We start from the raw sequence: 21,453 nt of genomic DNA, 5'->3' as shown, positions 1-21,453 counted from the left end.
TGTCTATTGATTGACCTGTTCATTAAACGACAAGAATGCGCATTTGGACGAGCTTAACTGGACTTTTTTTACAAAGATTCATACAAAGGGAACACGTTTTAAAAGAGGCAATACCATGAAAAAGACAACATTAACCTTGGCGGTGGCGTCGCTGTTAAGCATTGCTCCGCTGAGCATGGCAGAAGAGCAGAATAATGGCTGGGACGTGTCGAACCCGCCCGGTGAATTTAAAACCATTGATATTTCGGTGAACTCCGGCACCTGGATGAACGTTGATGTCAGTCCTGACGGCGAATACATTGTATTTGACCTATTAGGGGATATTTACCGCATGCCGTTTGGCGGTGGCGAGGCAGAAAAGCTGATTGGTGGTATTGCCTGGCATATGCAGCCGGTGTATTCCCCCGACGGTCGCTATATCGCTTTTACGTCAGATCAGGGCGGTGGTGATAATATCTGGTTAATGGATGCCGATGGCAGCAACGTACGCCCGGTGACTGAAGAGACTTTTCGTTTGCTCAACAGCCCGGCCTGGAGCCCGGATGGTGAGTTTCTGGTAGCACGTAAACACTTTACTGCAAGCCGCTCTTTAGGTGCAGGTGAAGTCTGGATGTATCACCGCACGGGTGGCTCTGGCGTACAGCTCACTGAGCGCCCGAATGACCAGAAAGATCTCGGTGAACCGGCGTTTTCACCCGACGGTAAATACATTTACTTCTCACAGGACGACACGCCGGGGAAAACGTTCCATTACAGCAAAGACTCGCTGGAAGGCATTTATAAAATTAAACGCTTCGAGCGTGAAACCGGGGAAATTGAAGTCTTGATAAGCGGTGCTGGCGGTGCGATACGACCAACGCCGTCCCCGGACGGTCGCTACCTGGCGTACATTAAACGTGAGGACTTCAACAGTGTTCTTTATGTACTCGATTTGAAGACAGGTGAGCATAAGCGTGTTTACGGTCAGATGGAGCGTGACATGCAGGAGACCTGGGCGATTCACGGTGTTTACCCGACTATGGACTGGACCCCGGACAGCAAGCAGTTGGTTTTCTGGGCTGGTGGGCATATTCAAAAGCTGAATATTGACGACGGCAATGCCCGTATTATTCCGTTTAAGGTCGAGACTGAGAAGAAAATTCAACACGCATTGCGCGCTAAACAAAACGTTGAAGCCGATACCTTTGATGTAAAAATGCTGCGCATGGCACAGGTTTCGCCCGCTGGCGATGAGGTGATTTACGAAGCTCTGGGGAATTTGTATCGCCGGGCACTACCGGACGGCAAGCCTCAGCGTTTAACCAACAGCGACGACTTTGAGTTATTCCCTGAATATTCCCGTGACGGCGAGAAGCTCGTGTTTGTGCGCTGGGACGATCAAGAGCAGGCGCAGGTAATTGTACACGACTTAGACTCGGGTAACGAGCAAGTGCTGAACACCGGTAAAGGTAACTTTGTTGAGCCTACTTTCTCGCCAGACGGCAAGCACGTGGTGTACCGGAAAATTCGTGGCGGTTATTTAATTTCGGACAAATACGGTTTAGAAACCGGTGTTTATCGTGTGGCAGTGAACGGTGACGGTAAGCCTCAACAAATTGCTGAGCGTGGTCGTCAGCCTCAGTTTGGTGCGCGTAATGATCGCGTTTATTTAATGACACCAGCGGCGAAGCCGACGCTCAGCGTCGTGAATCTGGATACTCTCGAGCAACGTGAGTTGTATCAGTCGGAGCTTGCAACCGAGTTCCGGGTATCACCGGACGGTAAGCAATTGGCGTTCGCCGAGCGCTTCAAGGTGTTTGTCACGCCTTTAGTTGAGCGAGGCAGTGTCATCAACGTTGGTCCTGGTGATAAACAAATGCCGGTGCATCAGTTGTCGGTGCGAGCGGGTGAAAACCTGTCATGGACAGCGGATGGTCGCCAGCTTTACTGGACTTTAGGTCCTGAGCTCTATCACACCTCGGTGGCGAATGCGTTTGCTGACTTTACTGAAGCGGACTCGTTGAAAGTTGAAAATGGTCAGAATATTGGCTTTGAACAAGAGGCGATGATACCTGATAGCACGGTAGCCTTTGTTGGTGGCCAGGTCATTACCATGGACGGCGATACTGTCTATGAGCAGGGCACCGTGGTTGTACGTAACAATAAAATTGTTGCAGTTGGTCCGGAAGCTGACGTGAATGTACCAAGTGGCGCTGAAGTGATTGATACCAGCGGCAAAACCGTTATGCCAGGCTTATTTGATGCGCATGCTCATGGTGGTCAGGGGCAGTCTGAAATTATCCCGGAACAAAACTGGGGGCAGTATGCGAACCTGGCGTTTGGCGTAACTTCTATTCATGATCCGTCGAACGACACAACGGAGTTCTTTGCGGCTTCAGAGCTACAAAAAGCCGGTAAAATTGCCGCGCCTCGCTTGTTCTCCACCGGAACCATTTTATACGGTGCGAACGGACCGGGTTACACCTCGCATGTGGATAACCTGGAAGATGCTAAATTTCATTTAGAGCGCCTGAAGAAAGTCGGTGCATTCTCGGTGAAAAGCTATAACCAACCACGTCGTAATCAGCGCCAACAGGTAGTCGAAGCGGGTCGTCAGCTGGACATGTTAGTTGTGCCGGAAGGCGGTTCATTGCTGCAACATAATCTGACCATGATTATGGACGGTCATACAACGGTGGAGCACTCACTGCCGGTTGCGAATATCTATGACGACATTCGTCAGTTGTGGGATGAAAGCAATGTGGCCTACACCCCAACACTGGGTGTTGCTTACGGCGGTATTTGGGGTGAGAACTACTGGTACGCAGAAACGGATGTCTGGAAACACCCGAAACTCAGTAAATATGTGCCCCAGGAGTTTTTAGTGGGTAAAGCCATGCGCCGTGAGAAAGCGCCGCACAACCACTACAACCATTTTAACAATGCCGAAGTGGCAACAGAGCTTCAGGACTTGGGTGTAAAAGTCCTTTCTGGTGCACACGGTCAGCGTGAAGGTTTAGCGCAACACTGGGAAATTTGGATGATGGCGCAAGGTGGCATGACACCGCTGGAAGCGTTACGTACATCAACCATCGACCCGGCAACTGTGTTTGGCATGGACCACGCACTGGGCTCTCTGGAAGAAGGTAAACTAGCGGATATTATCGTCATTGATGGTGATCCGCTGAAAAATATCCGTGATACCGACAAGGTGACGCATACGATGGTTAACGGCGTGCTTTATGACGCTAAAACCATGGATCGGATATTACCAGCGCCTCGCGAGCGAGACGCCTTTTTCTGGGAAGAGTAAAGGTAATAGTGACTCAGGACGCCGCCGCGGTTTCAGAAACCACCTGGCGGAACCAGCGGTGTCCTGCGTCGTGCTGTAATAACGGCGACCAAATCATGGTTAGCGTCAGTCCCGGAATATCGAACGGCGGCGCTTTCATGATTAGCTGATCATCATCTTTATAAAGTTCGGCAGCTTGAGTCGGCAGTGTGGCGATCAACCCCTGACGTGCCAAGTACATAGCGACGTGATAATTACGCGTAAATACTTTTATGTGGCGGCGCTTGCCAATTTTATCGAGCGCATCGTCGACCCAACCCAGCTTCTGAACATCGTGCGGATCCATCCCGACACCGACACCAAAACCGGTTTTACTGACCCAAACATGCTGCGCTTTTAAGTAATTATCGAGCGTATAGTTATTGAGCAAAGGGTGATCTTTATGTATCAGGCAGGAAAATTCGTCGGTCCAGAGAATTTTCTGGTGAAATGACTGTGGCAGCTGCTCAAAACGGTTAATGGCTAAGTCGACTTTGCCGTTTTCAACGTCGTGAAAGCTGATATCACTGGGGGTCATAATATCGAGCGATACGTTTGGCGCCTGTTCATCGAGCTTTTCGAGTAGGCGTGGCATGAGTGTTGAAGCCGCATAATCGGACGCCATAATACGGAAAACGCGGTCACTGGTCGGTGCGTCGAACTCACGCACGGGCTGTATCATTTCCTCCACTGAATAGAGCACCGTACGCAGTGACTCTTGCATATCCAATGCCCGCTGGGTTGGCTGCATGCCGTCACTGGTGCGCACTAAAATAGGGTCATTCAGCAAGTTACGCAGTCGTTTCAAACCATTACTCATGGCTGGCTGGGTAATGTTCAACTGCGCTGCGGCACGGGTCACGTTCTTTTCACGCAGCAAAACATCCAGATAAACCAGCAGGTTCAGATCAATATCTTTAATCGTATTCATAACGGTCCAGAATCAGTGGAATATAAAAAATCTATCAGGATTATAAATAGGGTGAATGTATAACGCTAGCGTTGTTTATTTCGGATAACGCTTAAATTTAATTGATTATTTTAATTAATCCACCATAATTAGTTTATTAGTAGGTTTATTGATTATATTTGGTGGTTAAATGATTGTCGCTGAAGAGTTTCTATCAACGCTGGGTAAGCTAATAAAGCATCAGCGGTCATTGTCGATGGACCAGACTGAGTTTGCCAAACGCTTAGGGTGCGGCGTTAATACTGTTTATCGAATGGAAAAAGGGCAACCCGTAAACTCTCTGACATTATTATCAGCGCTAGAGTTGCTTGGGTTACTTGAGCATTTCACCAAAGTGCTCGACGACCAGTATGCGCGCGTCGCAAACGGACCACAACGCAAACGCCGTAAGTTAGATGAGGGTTTTTCTAATGACTTCTAAAGCCTATGTCTTCATTGAAGGACTGGAAAGTGAACCTGTTATTTGCGGCGTACTGCAATACGATGCAAATAATTCTTTGGGGCGCTTTCGCTATGGTCAGTCGTATTTAGCGCGTGACAATGCCTTTGCGCTGGATCCTGTTCACTTACCACTTTCGGAAGAGATTTTTGAAACTCGCGCAAACAAAGGACTGTTCGGCGTTTTGATGGACGCCGGTGCCGATACCTGGGGACGGAAGCTAATCAATCAGTTACGAAAAGCGAAACCTCAGAATGAGTTGGAATACTTAATTGCTGGTGCCTCAATGGGGGTCGGTGCTGTTAGTTTCAGCCTTTCACAGTCAAAAGCAAAAGCCAAAATTTCTCGAAATACCTTAGATGACTTGCAACTGCTTATTTCCGGTAAAAAAGCTATTTTGAGCGCTGAAAAGGTGTCTGTTGAAGTCAAAAAGGCCTTTCAGTACGGCGAATCGATGGGCGGGGCAAGACCCAAAACAATATTACGGCACGACAATCAGCTTTTCCTAATAAAATTCAACCGCGCCGATGATCTCTATAATGTCGCCCGCGTTGAGGCCGCCACCATGGCTATGTTAAATGAAGTGGATGGTGTGCGTATCGCTAAAACAACGCTGGTAGAAGGCGCCGAAGATGTATTGATGAGTCAGCGGTTTGATCGTCGGGGTACACATATTACGCACCACTTTATCAGTGCTAATTCACTCTTATCTGAGGGAAGTGTCAGTGACGCCATGCTCAAAAGCAGTTATTCGTATGGTGCACTGGCCGAGCATTTGCGTAAGTACAGTGAGTCTCCCGATGATGCGCCAGAGCTGTTTAAACGTATGGTCTTTAATGTGCTTATCGGAAACACGGATGATCACGGTCGCAACCATGCGTTGTTGTGGGACTTAGAAAGTGGCGGCTGGCGTCTTTCTCCGACCTACGATGTGTTGCCAATTAATAATAACAGGCAGCATGCACTGGGAATTGGCGATGACGGGAGAACAGGCAGTTTGGCAAATCTGCTATCACAAAGCCGACGGTTTGCGGTACCGCCGGCAAAAGCACAAAAAATTGTCCAGTCTATTCAGGAGTTGGTGAGTGAATGGCCTGGTTATTTTGCATCCCGGGGTGTTGGTGAGGCCGATATAGAGAGCTTAAAAGCGATTATCCCGACTTCTGAACAACTGAAGGTCTAGAAATGAATATAAATTCAGAAACACTGGCACGTAGTATTCTCGATGGCTTTCATACGCATTACCGGCGCTTTCAGGCGCTAACGCAGGGCGCGCGTGAGCGTTTTTTGAAGAGGGACTGGACGGCGGTGGTGTCGGCGGCGGCTGAGCGTATTCATTACTACGACCATCAGGTGGGGCTTACGGCCAAAAAGGTGGAGCGCCGTGTCGACAAAGAGCTCGACGAGACTTTGTGGCAGGCAACGCGGCAACGGTATCAGCAGTTATTGCAGTTTCATCCGCAGGCGGAGCTTGCTGAAACCTTTTATAACTCGGTGTTTTGCCGAGTGTTCGATCGTGCTTATTTTCATAATGACTATATTTTTGTCGAGACCGTGCTGGCGAACCATATTCCGGTACCGGTAGAAAACGAGTGTCACTCCTATTTTCCCGTAGTCGATGGCTTAGAAAAAACACTGACCCGCGTGTTTGACGATATCGGCTTAGGCGGCGAGTTTGAGAATTTTGAAAACGATATTGAGCAGCTGCGGGACAAGTTCTTCGAGCGTGCGACCGAGACCGACATTGAAGCCCACAATTTGCGCATTGATGTCTTAAAAGCGCCGTTTTATCGCAATAAAGCGGCTTACATTGTCGGACGGGTCGTGACGGAAAATAACCATTACCCGTTTATTGTGCCGGTGTTGATTAACTCCCAGGGAAAGCTCTATGTGGATGCGTTTATTACGCGCTCTGACAGAATGGCGACGATTTTTGGCTTTGCCCGCTCGTATTTTATGGTGGAAACTGAGTCGCCGTCGGCGTTGGTTCGTTTTTTAAAGGACTTAATGCCGCATAAAACGCTGGCAGAGCTTTATTCCTCGGTGGGCTTTCATAAACAAGGCAAAACGGAATTTTATAGAGAATTCCTGCATCATTTACGCCGTACCGACGACCAATTAGTGGCAGCCCCTGGTGTGAAAGGTATGGTTATGACGGTGTTTACGTTGCCGTCTTTTCCTTATGTGTTTAAGGTCATTAATGACCGCTTAGGCAATACCAAAGAGTTTGGCCGACAGACGGTGATTGACCGTTACCGTATGGTTAAACGACACGATCGGGTAGGACGTATGGCGGATACGCTGGAATTTGTCGACGTGGCCTTACCGCTCGAGCGTATTTCGTCAGATTTACTGGAGGAGTTTAAACAGCGCATTGCCAATTCTATTTCTATTGAAGGCGATACGTTAGTCATTCATCAGTTGTTCGTCGAACGCCGCATGACGCCGCTGAATCTGTATTTAGAGTACGCCAATGACGCCGAAATTGATGCGGCGATGGATGAATACGGTTGGGCGTTAAAGGACATGATGGCGGCCAATATCTTTCCCGGCGACATGCTGCTGAAAAACTTCGGTGTGACCCGCCACAAACGGGTGGTGTTTTACGACTACGACGAAGTTCGCTACCTGACTGACATGAGTTTCCGCAAGTTGCCACAAAACGACTGGGAAGTGTCGATGGCGCCGGACGACGTGTTTCCTGAGCAGCTCGCGCAGTTCGCCGTACCTCAGGCGAAATACCGGGATCAGCTACTAAAACGGCATCCGGAGCTGGTTGACCCAGCTTACTGGCGGCGCATACAAAAACACATCCGCGAGGGGGTCCTGACGGATGTGTTTCCTTATGAAGCTGAGCTGCGATTTACGCGGAGGTTTTAAACTGCTCTTCTTCAGTTGAGCCGGTCAGTGCGGTGACGGATGACACGCCGCCCTGAATCACATTGGTAAGCTCGTCAAAGTATCCAGTGCCCACTTCCTGCTGGTGAGCCACAAAGGTGTAGCCTTTATCTGCGGCTTCAAACTCCTGTTGCTGCAGTTTCACGTACGCTGACATGTCGTTGCGCGCATAGTCGTGCGCCAGTTCGAACATGTGGTACCACATATTGTGCACGCCCGCTAAGGTAATGAACTGGAATTTGTAACCCATCGCAGCTAATTCGCGCTGGAATTTGGCAATGGTGGCGTCGTCCAGATTACGTTTCCAGTTAAACGACGGCGAGCAGTTATAGGCTAGCAGCTTACCTGGGTATTTCGCGTGAATGGCCTCGGCAAACTGACGCGCTTCGTCTAAGTCAGGCTTCGCCGTTTCACACCAGATTAAATCAGCATATGGCGCATAGGCTAAGCCACGTGAAATGGCCTGTTCAATGCCCGGTTTAACGCGATAGAAGCCTTCTGCGGTACGATCACCGGTAATGAACGGCTTGTCGTTCGGGTCAAAGTCGGAAGTCAGCAAGTCGGCGGCGTTAGCATCAGTACGTGCAACAATGAGCGTTGGCGTACCAGCAACATCAGCGGCTAAACGCGCGGCTGATAGCTTCTGCACCGCTTCTTGTGTTGGCACCAGTACTTTTCCGCCCATGTGGCCGCACTTTTTAACGGACGCTAGTTGGTCTTCAAAGTGAACCCCGGCGGCACCGGCTTTGATCATGTTCTTCATCAGCTCATAAGCGTTCAGAACCCCGCCAAAGCCGGCTTCGGCGTCAGCCACGATCGGCGCAAAGTAGTCGACATAGTTGTCGTCTTCCGGTGTTACGCCTTTAGACCACTGAATTTGGTCAGCACGGGCGAACGAGTTATTAATGCGCTCGACCACAGTAGGTACTGAGTCGACCGGGTACAGCGACTGGTCCGGGTACATGCTGCACGCTGAGTTATTGTCTGCGGCAACCTGCCAGCCTGACAAGTAGATAGCCTGCAAACCGGCTTTCACTTGTTGTACCGCTTGGCCGCCGGTTAAGGCACCCAGTGCATTCACATAGTCTTTGCCGAACTTTTCCTGCGCCTTGCCGTGAATCAGTTGCCAGAGTTTATTCGCCCCGTTTTTGGCATAGGTGTATTCCGGTTGTACGGTGCCGCGTAAGCGAACAACGTCTTCGGCGCTGTAGGGGCGTTGAATACCTTCCCAGCGCGAATCGTTGTCCCATTGCGCTTGTAAGTCTTTCACTTGTTGTGCGAATGATAGGTTTGAGGTTGTCATGGTCGTATTCCTTGTTGTTCTTTAATAATGTTGTGAGTTGAAATTAGTTGAGTTGCTCATAGCCGGGCAGGGTCAAAAAGTCGACCAGCTCGTCGGCGGTAGTAATGTTTTCAAGTAGCGTTAAGGCCTGTTCAAAGGGCTCGTTATTCCAGCGCTTTTCGCCGACTTCTTTTTTAACGACGTCGGCCTCTTCCTGCAGAAGCTGTGTGAATAAGGCTTTGGTTACCGGCGTGCCGTCAGAGAGCTTTTTGCCGTGGCGGATCCACTGCCAGATAGAGGTGCGGGAAATTTCTGCGGTGGCGGCGTCTTCCATCAGACCATAAATTGGTACGCAGCCTTTGCCGTTTAACCAGGCTGCAATGTATTGCAGTGAGACTCTAATATTAGTGCGCATACCGGCTTCGGTGCGCTCGCCGTCGCAGGGTTGCAGAAGTAACGACTGGTCAATGTCGTTGTCGTCTTCGCGCAGCACGTGCAGCTGATTGTCACCCTTAATACCGTCAACAAATATCTCGCGAACGGTATCGGCAAGACCGGGATGGGCTATCCAGGTACCGTCGTGCCCGTTGTCTCGCTCCAGCGTCTTATCCGCATGGACTTTAGCGAGGATTTTTTCGTTTTCAGCAGGATCTTTACTGGGAATAAAAGCCGCCATGCCGCCCATAGCTAATGCACCCCGCTGGTGACAGGTTTTAACCAATAAACGCGAATAAGCGTTTAAGAAGGGCTTATCCATGCTGACCATCTGGCGGTCAGGGAGTATGCGATCGGCGTGTGCTTTTAGTGTTTTGATGTAACTGAAAATATAGTCCCAGCGACCGCAGTTCAGTGCGGTAATATGATCTTTTAAGGCGTGCAAAATTTCGTGCATTTGGAACACGGCCGGCAAGGTTTCAATGAGTACCGTGGCGCGAATGGTACTGGTTTTTAAATTAAATTTGCGCTCGGTGAAGTGGAAGACATCGGCCCACCATTTAGCTTCTGCGCTGTGCTCCAGCTTTGGCAGATAATAGTAAACCCCTGTTCCTTTTTGTAAGCGCTGTTGATAGTTCAGTAAAAAGTACAAAGTAAAGTCCATTAAAGCGCCGGGAATTGCCTGACCATTGCGTTGTACGTGTTTCTCAGGCAAGTGCAAACCACGAACTCGCGCAATAAGCAGCGCTGGGTTTTCACCCACTTTGTAGTGTTTGCCACTGTTTGGGTCGGTGTATGTCATGCCGCCAAGGTTGGCGTCACGTAAGTTAATTTGGCCATTGACCATGCCGTCCCAGGTAGGCGACTGTGAGTCTTCAAAGTCGGCCATGTAGCAGTCGACGTTGGCGTTCAACGCATTAATCACCATTTTCCGGTCGACAGGCCCGGTAATTTCCAGGCGTCGCTTCTGTAAATCTTTAGGGAGTGGAGCGATTTTCCAGTCGCTTTCGCGAATGTCCTGGGTGTTGGGGTCAAAGTCGGGCAGAGCACCGCTGTCGTAATGAGCTTGTCGCTGCTGGCGCTTTTCCAGTAGTTCGTTTAAGCGAGGCTGAAAAGTATCGACCAGCTCTGCCAGGAACTCCTGATGCTCGTCGTTAAATAAGGTTTTGGCCTTGTCATCGAGTGGTTGGCTGAATTGAAATAGATTGTTCATTTTTGAATCCGTTGTTACTGATTTGTTAACACGGATTCAGAATAGGCGCTGGTCGCACCATTAGTCTAATTTATGCAGTAAATTAACAGTATTCATGTAGATTATTTTTATGTTGGAGTTAGCTGTGTCTAAAATTCGAGCGGGGCGAGTCTGAGTAATTTTTTAAAATACTCCTATAATAGAATTAATTAACGTTTTTAATGGTTAGCCTATAAGGTTCTATTTAAATTGACTTTTAAGGATTATTGCCTAGTATTAACTTTAAATTCTATTTAAAGGGAACTTTAGAGTGGCCAATGGTAAAAGTGTCAAGCCAACCCCTATGCCTGACTTAACACAACCTTTCTCAGCAGCATTGCTGGCTGAGGCTATTACCGCTAAGCGCACGGCAATGCATTTACGCTTAGTGGATGTCGCGGAAACGCTGTCGTTATCCAGACAAACTCTGGTAAAAATTGAAAAGGGCAATCCTCGGGTTAATTTTGTCAATGTACTGCGGGTTATGAACTACCTTGGGCTCTCCTTTCGCATAGTGACCGACACTCAACAGCATCAAGATAATGAGCTTAGGGAGCCAGACAGTGACTGGTTCTGACAAACACACGCTCGATGTTTATATCGGTACACAGCAAAAAATTGCGGAGCTTAGTTTGGTTTCCGGCACGGAGCGCGAGCTTGCTCTGACCTACAATAGCGAATGGAAAGCTAATGGCTTTGCGATATCGCCGCACTTGCCTTTAAGTGGCGATTTCGGCCAGCGTGAAGTTTATAATTACTTGCAAAACCTGTTGCCTGAAGGCAAGGGGTTAGATGAGCTGGTATTAAACACAACAGTATCCAGGAATAATACATTTGGGCTTATTCGAGCGATTGGTCAGGAAACCTCAGGCGCTTTGTCATTCCGTCCCCCCGGGCAAGCCGTGGGTGAGACGCTACTGCGGCCTATTTCCAATAATGAACTTGCGGAAAAGCTCGAAAGATCCAAGTCAGCGGCTGAGCCTATTACCTATTGGGATGACAAGACTCGTTTATCCGTAGCTGGAGTGCAGGACAAACTGAATTTATTTGAAAGCGGACACGAACTCGGTTTTGCGGAAGGTGAGTTGGCGTCTAATCGTATTTTCAAATTCGAAACGGGTCGTGTGCCCTGTATTGCCGTGAATGAGTTTTTCACGATGATATTGGCGCAGTTATCCGGGCTCAACGTGCCAGAAGTTGATTTCCGGCGCTATGGTGAGACGCCGACTCTGGTTGTTAACAGGTTTGACCGACATTTTGATGCTGAGCATAGGCGTGTTCGCCGTCGGCATGTTATTGATGGATGCCAGGCTGTTAACTTGCCGCCGTCCTATAAGTACGAGCGGCAATTCGGTGATACCGGCGATGGTATTTACATTCGTGACGGTGTGTCTTTTCCGAAGTTGTTTTCAGTACGCACCAATAACGCGCTTGCTTACCAGACGGCGTTGGTCAAGTGGATGACCTTCAATTTATTGACGGCTAATTATGATGCTCATGGTAAAAATATCAGTTACTTCGTTGGTAAAAGTGGATTAGAACTGGCGCCTTTTTACGATTTAGTGAATGTCGAAGCCAGTATTCAGGAACTTCAGGCCAGACGAAAGGCGAGGCAATCAGAAAGTCTTCCGACTGAAATTCCTCAGGTTTTCGCTATGTCTATAGGTGAATACGATGCCGGTAACGCAGGCAACTTTAGCAAGCCGATAACCAGCTATATGTTGGCAGACTTTGCAAAAACCGTGGACTTGCCTTTGACACGCTTACAGCTGCTAATGCAGCAGACATTAGAATCTGTGTTGGGCTCTTTAAATAGTGCCAAAGAGCAGGTGTTGCAATGCGCCATTAACGATGTTGAGAAAGCGCATATAGAGCGCTGTATGTGCGTCATCGCAAACGAATCGAAATGGCTTAAGGAAAGTTTGTCAGGGTTACCTGAGATGGAGAAGTATGTGTAAGAGAAGGCGGTCGCCCTCTCTTACACATTACTGAGTTTAAATTTTAAAGCGTTCGACCAGTTCGTTCAGACCGACAGCTAAGCGTGACAGCTCGTCACTAGACGCGTTGGTCTGTTCTGCACCGGACGCGGTTGAGTTAGACAGGTCGCGAATGCTGACCAGGTTCTTATCAACATCACGAGCCACGTTAGCCTGCTCTTCGGCCGCGCTGGCAATGGACGTGTTGTGATTGTTGATTTCGCTGACCGCAGTTGCAATAAGTTGCAGCGCTTCGCCGGCTTCACGAGCCACATCCAGCGTACGAGTCGCACGTTCCATGCTGTTTTTCATGGTGGACACAGAACGGTCGCTGGACTCGTTAATGGCTTTAACCATGTCCTCAATTTCAACTGTTGATTGCTGAGTCTTGTGCGCCAGTGAGCGAACTTCGTCGGCAACAACTGCAAAGCCACGGCCAGACTCACCGGCACGAGCCGCTTCAATAGCTGCGTTAAGTGCGAGCAGGTTGGTTTGCTCCGCAATACCACGAATAACTTCCAGTACCTTGGTGATATTGCTGACTTTTTCGGCCAGCTCAGTGACGTTGCTTGAAGAGTCGCCAATTTCTTGAGAGAGCTCTTCGATAGCGCGTACGGTTTGACGTACACGGTCGTCGCCCTGTTGCGCCTGGCGGTTAGCTTCTTCAGACGCTTCTGACGCGTTTTGCGCATCCTGAGCAACGGTTTCAACGGCGGTTGTCAGTTCGTTCACAGCTGTTGCTGCTTGCTCCAGCTCTTCCGACTGCTGCTGAATAGTGCGTGTTGAATCTTGTGTCACCGAGCTCAATTCTTCAGAAGTTGACGCGAGCTGTTCGGAAGACTCAGAAATAGTACCGATGGATTCGCGCAATTCATCACGAGTTTTAATCAATTGTCTCAGTAACTGAGCCGGTTCATCGTTGCCGACAACGTCTATGGTTTGAGTTAAGTCGCGAGAAGCGATGACTTTTGCAAAATCCACAGCGGCGGATATTGGGCTAACGACACTTTTGGTCATCATAATAGCAAAGAAAATGAGTAACGAGACGACCGCAATAATCGCAATGATGACAGCGATGTTGGCACTTTCATACACACTGATTGCATTATCGCCGGCATCACTAATTAACGCCATTTCGCGCTGCTGAAGTTGGTTTAATTTCGCTGATATTTCTGTGCTTAACGGAATTAATGAGTTTTCACGTAGGGATGCAATAACATCAGGAAGTTTTGCATTAACTAACTCCAAAAACTGCTTGTTGAGCTGCCAATATTTTTTATCAAGCGCTTTGTACTCGTTAAACAGTTTTCGTGCTTCAGGGTCTTCGATAAGAGAACTGTATTCTTCCTGGGCTTCTTTTAAACTGGCCGAAGCTGAATCTAATCTATCTAAGTAGCGTTGCAGACGGTCAGGGTCGTTTAAATAGGTGTAAACGTTAGCTGAGTATATGTTGACGTAAAGAAACTCGTTATTTAGTGCATTGACTTTCTCCACTGCAGGCACTTGCTTGTCGGTAATAACATGCATGCGATCGGCAATGGCGCCCATTCTATTGAGAGCAAACAGCCCAAAAATGATAACGAATACGCCGATTAGACCGAATGCCCCAATGGCTCTGGTACCTATAGAAAACTGTCGTAACATGTGATGATCCTTTTACTAACGTTTAAACGACCTGGCATTAATCTAAATCAATGATGCTGCTTGTTTGTATCGGCAGCTAGTCGGAAAAACAATAGCTTTTTAATAACTTTTTTAGTTTTTCTTGAGTCGGTTCAATGACTTCGGTCAATAAATACTCATCGGGTTGATGCGCTTGCTTTATTGAGCCGGGCCCCATGACTAATGTTTCACAACCTAACTCTTGTAAAAAAGGCGCTTCTGTACAGTAGTTTACGGCCTGAGCTTGTGACTTCGATACTTTTTCGGCGAGTTGTACCAAGGCTGAGTCGGGCGTTTGCTCAAATGCAGGAACTGGGTGGTGCAACGAGATAAGTTCGACACTGCCCGGATAGCGCTTTTGTATACTTTCGGTTGCTTTATTCAAATGGGCGTAGAGTTCATCGACAGATAATCCGGGGAGCGGGCGCACGTCTAAATGGAGTTCACAACAGCCGCAAATACGGTTGGCGTTGTCGCCACCATGAATATGCCCGAAGTTCATGGTCGGGTATGGTACGCTAAAGCTTGAATTTGAATATTTATGCTTAAATTCTTCTTTTAATTTCATGAGGGAAGAAATCACGTCGTGCATCAGCTCTATGGCATTAATACCCAGTGCCGGATCGGAGCTGTGGCCGGAGCGACCGGTAATGCGAATGACTTCACTCATATGGCCCTTGTGCGCGTAGACCGGACGCATATCTGTTGGTTCGCCAATAATGCAGTAATCCGGATGTAGGTTAGCAAAGCGACTGACTTCACGGGCGCCATTCATAGTGGTTTCTTCGTCAGCGGTGGCCAGCACCATAATAGGTTTGCTTTGTTCACTAGCATCCAGTTCACTTAAGGCTTGTATGACAAAAGCAAAAAAGCCTTTCATATCAATACTGCCAAGCCCGTACCAGCGGTTGTTCTGTTCGGTTAACTTAAAAGGGTCGAAGTTCCAGCGGCTGGCATCATAAGGAACGGTGTCGGTATGACCGGACAATAACAACCCGCCGCTGCCGCTTCCTCTTCTAGCCAGCAAGTTGTACTTGCCCTGCTGACTTTTCAGTTCGTTAATCTCGCACTCAAACCCAAGTAGCTCGAGCCACTCAGCCAATAAGTCAATAACCTTTTTATTGCTGGTGTCCCATTTAGGGTCGGTCGCGCTGATAGACGGAATAGCAATCAATTGCTGGTACATCGAAAAGAAAGAAGGTAACGACTGAGCGTTCATAAATACAATTCCTGTTAAAAATAATTATTCATGATTATTGCATAAATATATTTATTCGTTTATTCTGCATTTTTAAGCATAAACAGCAATGGTTTTTTCATGCAGTACCAGACAAAACAGTCACACACCGTCGCCATTATTGGAGCCAGCGGCTATGTTGGCGCCGAACTGTCACGGTTAATACAGAAGCACTCAGCTCTAAAGCTGTTTGGCTGCTACGTGTCTGAGCATAGCAGTGATGCAGGCACCTTGCTCGGCGATTTACATCCGCAATATGCACATTCTTTAGCTGTACCTTTGCAGCCCTTGTCGAGCGGTGCCAAAGCAGCCATTACTGAGCAGGCGGACACCGTATTTTTATGCACGGATCATGCGGTTAGTGTGGCGTTGGCACCCGGTTTTTTGCAGGCGGGGCTTAAAGTTATCGACTTGTCTGGTGGGTTTCGGCTGCACGATGTAAACCAGTATTCCGAGTTTTATGGCTTTGAGCACAAGCATTCAAACTGGTTAGACGATGCTGTTTATGGTCTGGCTGAATGGAATGCCGCCGATATCGCAACTGCGCAACTGGTTGCGGTTCCGGGGTGCTACCCGACCGCAGCGCTAATGGCACTGATGCCTTTAAAGCAAAAATCTTTGCTGACGAATGAAAAAGTGATTGTTAATGCGGTATCCGGTGTTACCGGCGCGGGACGAAAAGCGTCACTGACCAGCCATGGTGCTGAGTTATCGCTGCAAGCCTACGGACTCTTTGGTCATAGACACACACCGGAAATAGCTCAACAGCTACAACAAGAGGTGCTTTTTACGCCGCATTTAGCGAATTTTCCGAGAGGCATCTTAGCAACCGTTTACGCAACCTTGAATGACACGGTCACTGACGATGACCTTGCCAACGCTTATAAGTGCTATGCGACTGCACCTTTGGTACGTGCGAAAAGCCAAAGCCGTCCCGCTATTAAAAACGTTGTGCAGCAGCCGTTTGTCGATATTGGCTGGCACCGGCAGGGTAACCAGCTCATTGTGCTGTCAGCTATTGATAACTTACTGAAAGGTGCAGCGAGTCAGGCCATTCAGTGCATTAATCTGCAACTGGGACTGCCGGTTGAGGAGGGCTTGCTGTGAAGGTTATTAAACTCGGTGGTAGTTTGCTGGAACAAACAGAAACTCTGGGTGCGCTGTTTCAGTCACTGCAACAAAATGATGATGACATTGTGTTAGTGCACGGTGGCGGAGCGCTGGTGCAACAGTGGCTGGCAACGGCCGGTTTACAGAGTGAAAAGGTGAATGGTTTAAGAATCAGCCCTGAGCAACACATGCCCTACATAGTTGGTGGCCTGGCGGGTGCGGCCAACAAAACCTTAATGAAGCAGGCGATTGCCGCAGGATTAAAGCCGATTGGCCTGACGCTTTACGAAGCTGGCGTTCATTGTGTTCAACAGTCTGCAGGCTTAGGTCAGGTTGGTCTTTGCCAGGTTTCAAGTACGGAGCCGGTGCCTGCGTTGTTGGTCGACTTACTGATGCATGGTTACCTACCTATTATCAGCTCTATTGGCTTTGGCGAAAAGGGTGAGTGGTTCAATGTGAATGCGGATGATGCCGCTGTGGCCGTCGCTGCCACCTACAATGCCGATTTGCTGTTGATAACCGACGTTGAAGCAGTGCTGGACGGTAGTGGAAACCCTTTAAGCCACCTCAATTCAGAATCTATTCAGCAACTTACCCAGGCGGGAGTGATTAAAGACGGCATGGAGGTAAAAGTTCGCGGGGCGCTAAGCGCCGCAAAACGCTTACGACGATGTGTGCGAATTGGCAGTTGGAATGTAATGAATAACCCCTTTTCAGGCACACAGATTAGTGAGTAAGTATGATGAAACATTGTTTAACCGGGCTGGAGCTTTCTCCGGCTGACACGTTACAGTTATTGGCTTTAGCGCAGGTGCAAAAAGCCTCTCCCGAAAACTACCAACACACGCTGGCCGGCAAAAGCGTGGTTACCTTATTTGAAAAGCCGAGCCTGCGCACGCGGCTGTCTTTTGATATTGGTTTGCAGAAGTTAGGCGGTCATGCCGTGTACCTGAATGAGCAGGGGCAGGGCATGGGCGTACGGGAAACCGTCGCCGACTATGCCCGTAATCTATCCTGCTGGGCGGATGCCATTGTCGCCCGGGTGATGTCGCACCGTACTTTAGAAGAATTAGCCCAACATGCTTCGGTACCTGTGGTGAATAGTCTGTGCGACTTGTTTCACCCCTGCCAGGCATTGGCCGATTTTCTAACGCTGCAGGAGCAGTACGGCAAGGTACAGGGACTAAAACTGGTGTACCTAGGTGACGGCAACAACGTGTCGCACTCGCTGATGCTAACCGCTGCCGCAGTCGGCACTGATTGCACCGTTATTTGTCCGAAAGGCTATGAGCCCAATGCGGATTTGGTGAAGAAAGCACAAGCACTTGCGGCGCAAAGCGGCGCCCACATTGTGGTGACGCACGATATTGCCGCGGTGGCAGATGCCGATGCGCTCTACACCGACACTTGGGTGTCCATGGGAGATGATCAACCTCTGGATGCAGTCCGTGAAATTTTCCACCCCTACCAAATAAACGCGCAGCTCGTTGAGCACAGTGGTGTTACTTCGGTGCTGCACTGTCAGCCGGCGCATCGCGGCTATGAAATTACCTCCGATGTTATGGACGGACCGCTGTCGCGCTGTTTCCAGCAGGCCGAGAACCGGCTTTACGCGCAAAACGCTTTATTAACCCTGTTATTAAACCCAACGGCAGCAGTACTGCCAGAATCTATGGAGAAAGCCTCATGAGTCACGTGAAGAAAGTTGTATTGGCCTATTCTGGCGGTCTGGACACCTCGGCCATTGTGCCCTGGTTAAAAGAAAATTATGGCTGTGAAGTCGTGGCTTTTGTGGCTGACGTGGGGCAGGGCGCCGAAGAGCTGGAAGGCGTGGAAGAGAAAGCCAAAGCGTCCGGCGCGTCCGAATGCCATGTAGTTGATTTAAAAGACGAGTTTGTGAAGAGCTACGTGTACCCAACGCTCAAAACAGGCGCCATATACGAAGGCACTTACTTATTGGGCACGGCCATGGCGCGTCCGATTATTGCTAAGGCTCAGGTTGAAGTCGCCCGTAAAGTGGGTGCGGATGCGCTGGCGCACGGTTGTACCGGTAAAGGTAATGATCAGGTGCGCTTTGAGTCCTGCTACGCGGCGTTAGCACCTGACTTACAAGTGATAGCTCCGTGGCGCGAATGGGAGCTGAGCAGCCGGGAGTCTCTGTTGGATTATCTGGCAGAGCGGGATATTCCGTGCTCGGCGTCGGCGACCAAAATCTACAGCCGGGATGCTAACGCCTGGCACATTTCGCACGAAGGTGGTGAGCTGGAAGACCCCTGGTGTGAGCCGACGGAGAAAGTCTGGACCATGACGACATCGCCCGAGCAGGCACCGGATAAACCGGAGTATGTTTCCGTTAAGGTCAAAAATGGTGAAATTACGGCGGTGAATGACAAGGCACTGTCGCCTTTTGAATGTCTGGATGTGTTGAATGACATTGCCGCGAAACATGGTGTCGGGCGCGTGGATATTGTGGAAAACCGTCTGGTGGGCATGAAAAGCCGCGGCTGCTACGAAACCCCGGGCGGTACCGTTATGATGGCAGCGTTGCAGGCGATTGATGAGTTGGTATTGGATAAAACCAGCCGCAGCTGGAAAGCTCAGCTAAGCGAGCAGTTCGCGCAATTGCTATACGACGGGCGCTGGTTTACCCCATTGCAGCATTCGGTGATGGCAGCCGCGCAGTCACTGTGTTCGACCGCCAGCGGCGACGTGGTGCTGAAGCTCTATAAAGGCTCAGTGACTGCGGTTCAGAAACGTTCTCCGAATAGTTTATACAGCGAAGACTTTGCGACCTTTGGCGCGGACGAAGTCTATAACCAGGCGCACGCCGAAGGCTTTATTCGGTTGTTCTCTCTTCCCAGCCGGATTGCGGCGTTACAGAAGCAGCAAAAGGGGTAGATTATGGCGCTATGGGGTGGACGTTTTGCGGCAGCACCCGATGCCGCGTTTCAGCAGTTTAATGACTCGCTGCCGTTTGACTATGTGTTGGCTGAGCAGGACATTACCGGCTCTAAAGCCTGGGCGAACGCGCTGCATAAGGTTGGCGTACTGAACCGGGATGAATGTCAGCAGTTACAGCAGGCATTGAATGAACTGCTCAGCGAAGTGCGCGAAGACCCTGCGGCAGTGGCTGTTGGTGGCGACGAAGACATTCATTCTTTTGTGGAAGCAGCGCTGATAGCTAAGGTGGGTGACTTAGCCAAGAAACTGCACACCGGGCGCAGCCGTAATGATCAGGTTGCCACCGATTTACGCTTGTGGTGCCGGGAGCAGGCTGGTGTTCTGCAGCAGTCTCTGAAGCAAACTCAACAGGCATTACTGAACCTGGCGCAGCGCGAAAGAGGCACTGTGATACCGGGCTATACGCACCTCCAACGGGCGCAACCGGTATTGCTGGCACACTGGTGCTTAGCTTATGTAGAAATGCTGCAGCGTGATAATGAGCGCTTACAAGACGCCACTGATCGGCTCAATAAAAGCCCCTTAGGTTGCGGAGCTTTGGCAGGCACAGCCTATGCGGTCGACCGTGAAGCCATCGCCAGCGAGCTGGGGTTTAGTGAAGCAACGCGCAACAGTCTGGATTCAGTATCTGACCGTGACTTTGTGGTGGAGCTGTTAAGCACCGCGTCGTTGTCGATGCTGCATTTGTCGCGCTTAGCGGAAGACCTAATTTTCTATAACTCCGGGGAAGCTGGTTTTATTGAGCTGGCCGATAACGTGACGTCGGGATCGTCACTGATGCCGCAGAAGAAAAACCCGGACGCGCTGGAGTTGGTGCGCGGTAAAAGCGGCCGAGTGGTGGGTTCATTAACCGGCTTAATGATGACCTTAAAAGCACTGCCGCTGGCTTACAACAAAGACATGCAGGAAGACAAAGAGGGGCTGTTTGATGCCTTTACCACCTGGCAGGCATCACTGGCGATGGTGACCTCGACCCTGAATGGTCTGACGGTTAATCAGGAGGCTTGTCGTAAGTCTGCGCAAGGCGGTTATGCCAATGCGACTGAGCTCGCGGACTATATGGTATCCAAAGGCATTCCTTTTCGGCAGGCGCATCACAACGTTGGTGAACTGGTGCAACAAGCCATTCAGGCGAAAAAGCCATTGGAAGATATGTCACTGGAAGCCTTTCAGGCAGTGGCGCCGGTGATTGAGCAGGACGTTTATGACTGGCTGACGCTGGACGCGTTACTGGATAAACGTTGCGCCCTGGGTGGTACCTCGCCGCAGCGGGTGAATGAAGCGTTAAAAGCAGCGCAGCAGCAACAGCAAATTCAGGTGCGTGACGCGAACTTAAGTGATATTGGCGCTATTTTAGACTTAGTTCAGCACTGGGCTGGAGCGGGGGAGAATCTGCCGCGGGCGAAAGATGACATCGTGCATTCTATTAACGAATTTGCGGTGACCGAAGTTGACGGTAAGGTGATGGGCTGTTCGTCATTGTATATCTACACCACAGGTTTAGCGGAAATTCGCTCGTTAGGAGTCAACCCGAAAACCGAGGTGCGTGGTCAGGGGCGTATGTTGGTGGCTTACTTATTGAAAAAAGCCCGCCTGTTGCAGCTAAACCGGGTGATTGTGCTGACCCGGGTGCCGGACTTTTTCGAGCAGCAGGGCTTTAGCCATTGTTCGAAAGATACCTTGCCGGAAAAGGTCATGAAGGACTGTGAGATTTGCCCAAGGCTGGCCAACTGCGACGAGCTGGCTATGGAGTACCACCTTGAGCAGCCGAACGAACAGTTAATTTTTCGCTCGGCTTGTTAGTCAGGTTAGGGTTACTTATTCAACAAGTGCAAAGATCAAAAAACTGAATTTAGGTTACCGAACGGTGAATATTTTGTGACACTTTTGTGTTGTCACAATCCTGTCATGCAAGCGTCCTAATCTGCTCCCGACTTAAATC

General features: G+C 49.5%; 16 protein-coding genes. 11 read left to right on the top strand and 5 right to left on the bottom strand.

Annotated elements, in window-relative coordinates:
• The first annotated feature begins 115 nt into the window (after positions 1-115).
• The gene (locus CWI73_RS11545) at positions 116-3,292 is read left to right on the top strand and encodes an amidohydrolase family protein (protein ID WP_126752919.1); all 3,177 of its coding nucleotides are present in this window, start codon (positions 116-118) and stop codon (positions 3,290-3,292) included.
• Between the two features lie 13 nt (positions 3,293-3,305).
• Here CWI73_RS11545 and CWI73_RS11540 read toward each other — a convergent pair whose 3' ends face one another.
• On the bottom strand, positions 3,306-4,241 hold the full coding sequence (locus tag CWI73_RS11540) for a LysR family transcriptional regulator (RefSeq protein ID WP_126752918.1): 936 nt from the start codon (positions 4,239-4,241) through the stop codon (positions 3,306-3,308).
• A 169-nt stretch (positions 4,242-4,410) separates the two neighbouring features.
• Here CWI73_RS11540 and CWI73_RS11535 point away from each other — a divergent pair, with 169 nt between their 5' ends.
• The 3 genes from CWI73_RS11535 to aceK are packed head-to-tail and all read left to right on the top strand — an operon-like array spanning position 4,411 to position 7,599.
• Complete coding sequence (locus tag CWI73_RS11535) at positions 4,411-4,701, top strand: helix-turn-helix domain-containing protein (RefSeq protein ID WP_126752917.1); 291 nt, start codon at positions 4,411-4,413, stop codon at positions 4,699-4,701.
• A complete protein-coding gene (locus tag CWI73_RS11530; RefSeq protein ID WP_126752916.1) occupies positions 4,691-5,902 on the top strand; it encodes a type II toxin-antitoxin system HipA family toxin in 1,212 nt (403 codons plus the stop codon). The genes CWI73_RS11535 and CWI73_RS11530 overlap by 11 nt, the downstream gene beginning before the upstream one ends.
• Positions 5,903-5,904: 2 nt before the next feature.
• On the top strand, positions 5,905-7,599 hold the full coding sequence (gene aceK, locus CWI73_RS11525; RefSeq protein WP_126752915.1) for a bifunctional isocitrate dehydrogenase kinase/phosphatase: 1,695 nt from the start codon (positions 5,905-5,907) through the stop codon (positions 7,597-7,599).
• On the opposite strand, the gene aceA is transcribed toward aceK, so the two are convergent.
• Together aceA and aceB are read right to left on the bottom strand one after the other, a co-directional pair.
• Positions 7,583-8,920, bottom strand: coding sequence for an isocitrate lyase (gene aceA, locus CWI73_RS11520; RefSeq protein WP_126752914.1), 1,338 nt, complete (start codon positions 8,918-8,920; stop codon positions 7,583-7,585). The genes aceK and aceA overlap by 17 nt on opposite strands.
• Positions 8,921-8,963: 43 nt before the next feature.
• Entirely contained in the window at positions 8,964-10,547 is a 1,584-nt protein-coding gene (gene aceB, locus CWI73_RS11515; protein ID WP_126752913.1) for a malate synthase A, read from the bottom strand.
• A 322-nt stretch (positions 10,548-10,869) separates the two neighbouring features.
• On the opposite strand from aceB, the gene CWI73_RS11510 reads away from it, so the two are divergent.
• Entirely contained in the window at positions 10,870-11,142 is a 273-nt protein-coding gene (locus CWI73_RS11510; RefSeq protein ID WP_126752949.1) for a helix-turn-helix domain-containing protein, read from the top strand.
• A complete protein-coding gene (locus tag CWI73_RS11505; RefSeq protein WP_241968900.1) occupies positions 11,129-12,523 on the top strand; it encodes a HipA domain-containing protein in 1,395 nt (464 codons plus the stop codon). The genes CWI73_RS11510 and CWI73_RS11505 overlap by 14 nt, the downstream gene beginning before the upstream one ends.
• A gap of 36 nt (positions 12,524-12,559) precedes the next feature.
• Here CWI73_RS11505 and CWI73_RS11500 read toward each other — a convergent pair whose 3' ends face one another.
• Both CWI73_RS11500 and argE read right to left on the bottom strand, forming a co-directional pair.
• On the bottom strand, positions 12,560-14,185 hold the full coding sequence (locus CWI73_RS11500; protein WP_126752911.1) for a methyl-accepting chemotaxis protein: 1,626 nt from the start codon (positions 14,183-14,185) through the stop codon (positions 12,560-12,562).
• A gap of 76 nt (positions 14,186-14,261) precedes the next feature.
• Positions 14,262-15,422, bottom strand: a complete 1,161-nt coding sequence (gene argE, locus CWI73_RS11495; protein WP_126752910.1) for an acetylornithine deacetylase — start codon at positions 15,420-15,422, stop codon at positions 14,262-14,264.
• A 99-nt stretch (positions 15,423-15,521) separates the two neighbouring features.
• Here argE and argC point away from each other — a divergent pair, with 99 nt between their 5' ends.
• From argC to argH, 5 genes are read left to right on the top strand one after another with little or no spacing between them, the layout of a single operon-like run.
• The gene (gene argC, locus CWI73_RS11490) at positions 15,522-16,547 is read left to right on the top strand and encodes an N-acetyl-gamma-glutamyl-phosphate reductase (protein WP_126752909.1); all 1,026 of its coding nucleotides are present in this window, start codon (positions 15,522-15,524) and stop codon (positions 16,545-16,547) included.
• The gene (argB, locus tag CWI73_RS11485; RefSeq protein ID WP_126752908.1) at positions 16,544-17,287 is read left to right on the top strand and encodes an acetylglutamate kinase; all 744 of its coding nucleotides are present in this window, start codon (positions 16,544-16,546) and stop codon (positions 17,285-17,287) included. The genes argC and argB overlap by 4 nt, the downstream gene beginning before the upstream one ends.
• 2 nt (positions 17,288-17,289) lie before the next feature.
• A complete protein-coding gene (locus CWI73_RS11480; protein ID WP_126752907.1) occupies positions 17,290-18,240 on the top strand; it encodes an ornithine carbamoyltransferase in 951 nt (316 codons plus the stop codon).
• Positions 18,237-19,448, top strand: coding sequence for an argininosuccinate synthase (locus CWI73_RS11475; protein ID WP_126752906.1), 1,212 nt, complete (start codon positions 18,237-18,239; stop codon positions 19,446-19,448). The genes CWI73_RS11480 and CWI73_RS11475 overlap by 4 nt, the downstream gene beginning before the upstream one ends.
• A gap of 3 nt (positions 19,449-19,451) precedes the next feature.
• On the top strand, positions 19,452-21,314 hold the full coding sequence (gene argH, locus CWI73_RS11470) for an argininosuccinate lyase (protein WP_126752905.1): 1,863 nt from the start codon (positions 19,452-19,454) through the stop codon (positions 21,312-21,314).
• Positions 21,315-21,453: the final 139 nt, after the last annotated feature.

The organism is Idiomarina piscisalsi (genome assembly GCF_003987095.1).
In the GTDB taxonomy this organism is placed as follows: Bacteria; Pseudomonadota; Gammaproteobacteria; order Enterobacterales; family Alteromonadaceae; genus Idiomarina; species Idiomarina piscisalsi.
Note: the sequence above shows the minus strand (reverse complement) of the source record. Positions and strands in the feature narration are given on the sequence as shown.